Below are 6,544 nucleotides of genomic sequence, written 5' to 3'. Positions count from 1 at the left end.
TCAAAATTGTTCTTATTGAGCCGAAAAGAGACCTTTACAGTTGGTATGAATAGTTTTAGAGGTAATTATGCATATATGGGTTTACCCGTAACCTATTTCTTTATGGGGGATCATGCCTTAAAGATCGCAGCAATATATATGGCTTTTATTGTCCCAATTGTAAATATTCTATCGGTTATTTCACTGTCTATGGGTTCAAAAAGAGAAATTAGATTGAAAGAAGTTTTAAAATTTTCAGTGAGTAATGCCATTGTTATTGGTTGTGTAGTAGGCCTTATATCCTTATTTACCGGTTTTAAACTACCCTATGTTATTGATAAGTCTATAGATATTTTGACCCAGGTTACACTACCTTTAGCACTTTTAAATATTGGAGCATCCTTTAATTTTAAATATATAACTTCAAAGATAGCCCCTTCAATTCTAATTATATTGTTAAAATTGTTATTATTACCGTCTATTTCACTATTAATAATATTATTATTCAAGATAGAGATAAATGTTTATTGTAAAGTTTTGATTATAATGCTTTCTTCACCTTGTGCCAGTGTAAATTATGTACTTGCATCATCCTTGGAAGGCGATGTAGATTTGACCCTTTCATCAATAATTAGTACAACTATATTATCTATTATTACCTATCCTTTATGGTATAGTATAATATTAAATATTGCTAGAATAAATTGATATTGATAAAAAAAAATTATTAAATATATAATAGAAAAATTAATATGGTTTGAGCTTCAATGGATATAGCTTTAATTATAGTACTAGAAAATACATTAGATTTATCAATGGATTTAGCAGGTAAGCCTTTAATAGATTACATATATTCTATAAGGAATAAATTAGATCCTGCCTCTATAACAGTTGTTAATGGAGAATACAAAAAGGATCCATTAAATTGTAATATAGTTAAAGAAAATGTTAGACTGTTAAATAAAGAATATTTAGAGCCAATTAACTTGTGTAATTATATTAACAGCTATTGTGTAGATACAAAAATTTTGTTGATAAATGGTATAAGGCCATTGATAAATGAAAAGACATTGGAATATTTTGTCAATAATTTTTACTCTAAAGATAAATTATCCCTAATTTCAACAAGCATCTCTGAAAAAGAATGTATATATGAAGGTTGCGATTTAGTAAAAGAGGGTGGTAGTTTAGTTGAAATAAAAAGGGCTGTTCAAGAAAAGGAAAAGTCAAAACAGGTAAGAGAAATCAATAGTGAGATTTATTTGACTCACTCTAATGTATTGAAAGAAAGACTAACTTATTTTGCTAATATTGATAAATCAAAATACTATAACTCAAATATACCAAAAAGGGGTGATCTTATATATTGTAAGTATGAAAGTGAAGAATTAAAAAAAATATCAAGTTACAAAGATTTAAAAGAGCTCTCAAAATATATATGGTACAAAAGGGCTCTAACATTAATTGAAAAGGGTGCAGATATTATTGATCCTTATAATATATATATAGATGAAGAAGTAGAGATTGAAAAAGGGGTAACCTTATATCCCTTTGTTTTCTTGAAAGGTAAAACTTATATTAAAGGTGACTCTACTATTTACAGTGGTGTCCGTATTGAAAATTCAGTTATAGAGGTAAATTGTTCGATATTAGATAATACATATATTCAGTCATCCTATGTAGGGGGTGGTTCTTTAATAGGACCAATGGCTCATTTGAGAGTTGGCACAGTATTAAGAGGGAGAAATAGGATTGGAAATTTTGTTGAGACCAAGAAAGTAGATATTGGCGAAGGTAGTAAAGCTAGCCACTTAACATATTTAGGTGATGCAGTAGTTGGCAAGAATGTAAATATAGGATGTGGTGTTATCACCTGTAACTATGACGGTTTGAATAAAAATAAAACAATTATAGGGGATAATTGTTTTATTGGAAGTGATGTTCAATTTATTGCCCCTGTTGAGATAGGCGATAATGTTGTTGTTGCAGCAGGCTCAACTATAAATAAAAATGTTTCATCAGGATCATTAGCTATTTCAAGGACTAAACAGGTTAATAAAGAGGATTATTATAATAAGTGGAGAGAGAGGTTAAACAAAAGATAATGTGCGGTATTGTTGCATACATTGGCAAAAGAAACGCAATTGAAGTAATTATTGATTGTTTGAAACGACTTGAGTATAGAGGTTATGATTCAGCAGGACTAGCACTTCTAAAGGATCAAGAGGTTACTATCATAAAAAAGACAGGCAAAATAAAAGAATTAGAGAAAACCTGTAGTGAAAAATTATATATTAATGCAACCCTAGGCATAGGTCATACAAGATGGGCTACCCATGGCTTGGTTAACGAAAAAAATGCCCATCCCCATCAATCAAAAAATATAATCCTTGTCCATAACGGGGTAGTAGATAATTACCTTCAATTAAAAGAATTTTTTTCAAATAGAATAGATTTTTCTTCTGAAACTGATTCTGAATTAATAGCACATTTGGTTGAATATAATTACAAAGGAGATCTCTGTGATGCAACAATAAAATCACTTAATAAATTAAGAGGAAGTTTTGCGCTATCAATAATAACACCTAATGAACCAGATAAGATAGTATTAGTTAAAAAAGATAGTCCCCTAATTATAGGGATTGGTGAAAATGAAATGTTTGCTGCTAGCGATCTGCCTGCGTTAGTACCATATACTAATAAATTTATTTTTCTAGAGGATAATTGTGTAGCTAGCATCAAAAGAGACAAGGTTGAAATTTTCGATTTCAACGGTAATAAGATAGAGCCTAAATATGAAACAATAAGTTTAAATGCTAGATGTGTAGAAAAATATGGTTATAAGCATTATATGCTGAAAGAAATTTTTGAGCAACCAAGAGCTTTGGTTGATACCTTTACTGGACATATTAGTAATAGTCAGGATAAAATTATCTTTAATGAGCTGAAAGGCGCAGAGGAGATGTTATTAAATGCAAAATATGTTGAGGTTATAGGATGTGGTACAAGCTATCATTCTGCAATGGTAGCTAAATATCTTATTGAAAAATATGTTGGTATACCTGTAATAGCTGATATAGCTTCTGAGTATAGATATAGGGAGAATAGTTTTGAAAAAGATAGTTTACTAATAGCTATCTCACAATCAGGTGAGACAGCTGATACTTTAGCGTCAGTTAAGCTAGCCAGAGAAAGAGGGCAGAAGGTTATTGTAATAAGTAATGTTTTTTCCTCTTCAATTCCCAGGTATTCTGATATTACATTATATACATATGCAGGCCCTGAGATTAGTGTTGCCTCAACAAAAGCTTTTATAACCCAGCTTACCATCATATACCTCTTTTCTATTTATTTTGGGGCTTTAAAGAAGTCTATAGGCGAAAAGGATGTAAAATTGCTTGTGAAGGATTTTGTTAGATTGCCAGAACAGCTAAATTATATATTATCTTTTAATAAGGATATAGAAGAATTTGCAAAAAATTGTTCAGGGTATAAACATTTTTTCTTTCTTGGTAGGGGGATAAATTACCCTATAGCCCTTGAAGGGGCACTAAAGCTTAAAGAGGTGGCTTATATTCACGCAGAGGGTTATGCAGCAGGGGAATTAAAGCATGGTCCTATTGCTTTGGTATCCCCTGAAATTCCTACTTTTGTTATTGCCACTAAATCAAATGTATATGATAAGATATTAACAAATATTGAAGAGATAAGAGCAAGAAAGGGCAAGGTGTATATTATTAAATCAAAAAATGATAAGTTTTTAGATGGATTTAGAGGCGATAGTATTTCCATTATTGATACATCAGAGGAGCTGTCAATATTTCAAAATACAGTTATTTTTCAGCTTTTCGCATATCACTGTGCTAATTTTCTTGGCCTTGATGTTGATCAACCACGAAATCTTGCAAAAAGTGTAACTGTTGAATAAAAATATAACAACTAGTTAAATATTTTTATAGACAATATAGTTTGTTTTACTAATATATCCTTTTTGTAATGCATAATATAGCTATGAAGTTATTTAACATTAATAGTTGGTTGCGTTTTCTGTTAAGGCATGATGAGTTGTTTATGCTGTTTGTTAGTATCGTCGTTGGTATACTAGCAGGCTATGGTAATCTAGTTTTTAGGTATTTTATAGAGCTTTCACAACAACTTTTTTATGGTGTTAGTGGTGAGGCAATGTTGACAGCCTTGCAGAGTCAGCGGGGTTATAAAATAATATTGATGCCTGCACTAGGAGGTTTATTGGTTGGCTTATTAGGTCTAGTTTTCAAATCTGCAAAGGGACATGGAGTCCCCGATGTTATCAAAGCTGTGCTTTTAAATAGAAGAATATCACCCTTTGTTGCATTTATAAAAACTATTGCCTCATCTTTAACAATTGGTTCTGGTGGATCAGCAGGTAGAGAAGGGCCAATTATTCAAATAGGAGCAGCACTTGGGGCTGGTATTGGTAGGCTTTTACGGTTTTCAGGAGGGAGAATGAAAACTGTGCTTGCTTGTGGTGCCTCAGGTGGACTAGCAGCTACATTTAATGCTCCGATGGGTGGGGCTATGTTTGCCTCTGAGATTATTGTAGGAGAATTTTCAATAAAAACCTTTTCTCCTATTATTGTTTCTTCAGTTATAGCTACTGTTATCTCTAGAATGTATTTAGGTAATGATGTTACCTTTGCAGTGCCAACTTATGAATTTAGAAATCCAATAGAGTTAATTTTCTATGGTATACTTGGCTGCCTTGTTGCTTTTATTGGGGTATGTTTCATAAAGTTTTTCTACAAAATTGAGGATCTTTTTACGAGATTAAGATTGACAAATTTTTTAAAACCAGTTTTAGGGGGACTTTTATTAGGTATGTTAGGTCTCTACGCTAAGGAGGTTATGGGTGTTGGCTATACTACTATTGTCAATATATTACATAATAGACTAGATATAGGCTTGTTATTTGCTCTTATATTTTTAAAGATGGTAGCAACCTCTTTAACATTGGCTTCAGGTGGTGCTGGGGGTTTATTTGTCCCATCATTATTTATAGGTGCTTCTACAGGTGGTTTTTTTGGTGGAATTTTAAATTTTATTTATCCTGGGGTGATAGCAAATAGTGGTGCCTATGCATTAGTTGCAATGAGTGCAATGTTAGCTTCTACTATGAGAGCTCCTATCACAGCTATACTGATTATTTTTGAAATAACCCAAAGTTATGAAATAATACTACCCTTGATGATTGCTACTATTGTCTCAAATGTAGTGTCAAACTTGCTTTACAAAGAAAGCATTTTTACTTATCCTTTAGTGAAAGAAGGTATAAAGGTCAAAAGGACTTTAGAGGAGAGTGTCTTAGAATCAATACAAGTAAAAGATGCTATGTTAAAAGATAATATTATTAAATTTAAGAAACATACACCTATAAAAGATATTATTGCTTCAATTCAAAGAGCAAATTATTCATATTTTCCAGTTGTTGACGATAATGATATATTAGTAGGAATGTTGTCATTAGATGATATAAGATCTATATTATTTGATGAAAGTGTTAGAGATTTTTTAGTTGCCGATGATATCTGTAGAAGAAAAGATTTAAGCTATGTTTTTCCAGATGATACATTAGCTGATGCTATGGCAAAAATGGGGCTTAAGGATTTAGGTGCTCTTCCTGTTGTAAAAAAGTTAGATGGCGATAAGCTAAAATTCCTTGGATTATTAAGAAGAAGTGATATAATAATTGCTTATAATAGATATTATTCAAACATGTAGGTCATAAATGAAACAACTAGATTTGGAAAAAGTGTTAAACGAAGAACAACTTAGGGCAGTTAAATATATAGATAGTCCATTGTTAGTACTTGCAGGTGCAGGTACGGGTAAAACAAAGGTGATAACACATAAAGTTGCATACCTAATAGAGGAAATAAAAATTCCTGTAAGCAATATTATGGCTGTGACCTTTACGAATAAAGCTGCAAATGAGATGAAAAATAGGATTGAGAATATTATTGGTTATGCAACAAAGGGGTTATGGATTGGAACGTTCCATTCTTTAGCACTGAGAATGTTGAGAAGGGAACATGCCATACTAGGATTGATAAAGAATTTTACTGTAATAGATCAGGATGATAGACTGAGCTTGATTAATAGAATTTTAAAAGAACTTAATATAGATAAGAAGAAATATCCCGGTAAAGCATATCTAAATTTAATATCTAAATTTAAAAATAGTCTCGATTATGCTAGGGGCAAAAACATTGAGGATTCTTACTATAAATGTGTTGATGTATTTAAAAGGTATCAAGAAGTTTGTAAATCTAGTAATTATGTAGATTTTGATGATATATTAGCTTATACAGTAAGGTTATTTGAAGAACAAGAGTCTGTTTTGTCATATTATAGAAAATTATTTAGATATATATTAGTTGATGAGTACCAAGATACAAATTTATTACAATTTTATTTTGTTAAATATTTGTCAGAGGGTTCCAATATATTCTTTATTTCAGCTCCCCTCCACGAATAGATTGACTGGTCATCATCCCCAACTACACATATATTAGAACCCTCTGACAAA

General features: G+C 31.3%; 4 protein-coding genes and 2 pseudogenes. 5 read left to right on the top strand and 1 reads right to left on the bottom strand.

The window, feature by feature from the left end; all coding sequences use genetic code 11:
- From SVN78_07390 to SVN78_07370, 5 genes and pseudogenes are all read left to right on the top strand, one after another.
- The coding region (locus SVN78_07390) for an AEC family transporter (protein MDY6821426.1) at positions 1-687 on the top strand (687 nt) is incomplete at its 5' end.
- Between the two features lie 59 nt (positions 688-746).
- Positions 747-2,084 carry a DapH/DapD/GlmU-related protein gene (locus SVN78_07385; protein MDY6821425.1) on the top strand — a complete coding sequence of 446 codons (1,338 nt, stop codon included), beginning with the start codon at positions 747-749 and terminating at the stop codon, positions 2,082-2,084.
- Positions 2,084-3,907, top strand: coding sequence for a glutamine--fructose-6-phosphate transaminase (isomerizing) (gene glmS, locus SVN78_07380; GenBank protein ID MDY6821424.1), 1,824 nt, complete (start codon positions 2,084-2,086; stop codon positions 3,905-3,907). The genes SVN78_07385 and glmS overlap by 1 nt, the downstream gene beginning before the upstream one ends.
- Before the next feature lie 83 nt (positions 3,908-3,990).
- A complete protein-coding gene (locus tag SVN78_07375; GenBank protein MDY6821423.1) occupies positions 3,991-5,736 on the top strand; it encodes a chloride channel protein in 1,746 nt (581 codons plus the stop codon).
- A gap of 7 nt (positions 5,737-5,743) precedes the next feature.
- Positions 5,744-6,412, top strand: a pseudogene (locus tag SVN78_07370) (UvrD-helicase domain-containing protein).
- 26 nt (positions 6,413-6,438) lie between these two features.
- Here the strand turns inward: SVN78_07370 and SVN78_07365 are convergent.
- Positions 6,439-6,544, bottom strand: a pseudogene (locus tag SVN78_07365) (UvrD-helicase domain-containing protein).

It is taken from the genome of Deferribacterota bacterium, from assembly GCA_034189185.1.
GTDB lineage: Bacteria > Chrysiogenota > Deferribacteres > Deferribacterales > UBA228 > UBA228.
The sequence above is the reverse complement of the archived record's forward strand: the minus strand, read 5'-3'. Positions and strand labels throughout refer to the sequence as shown.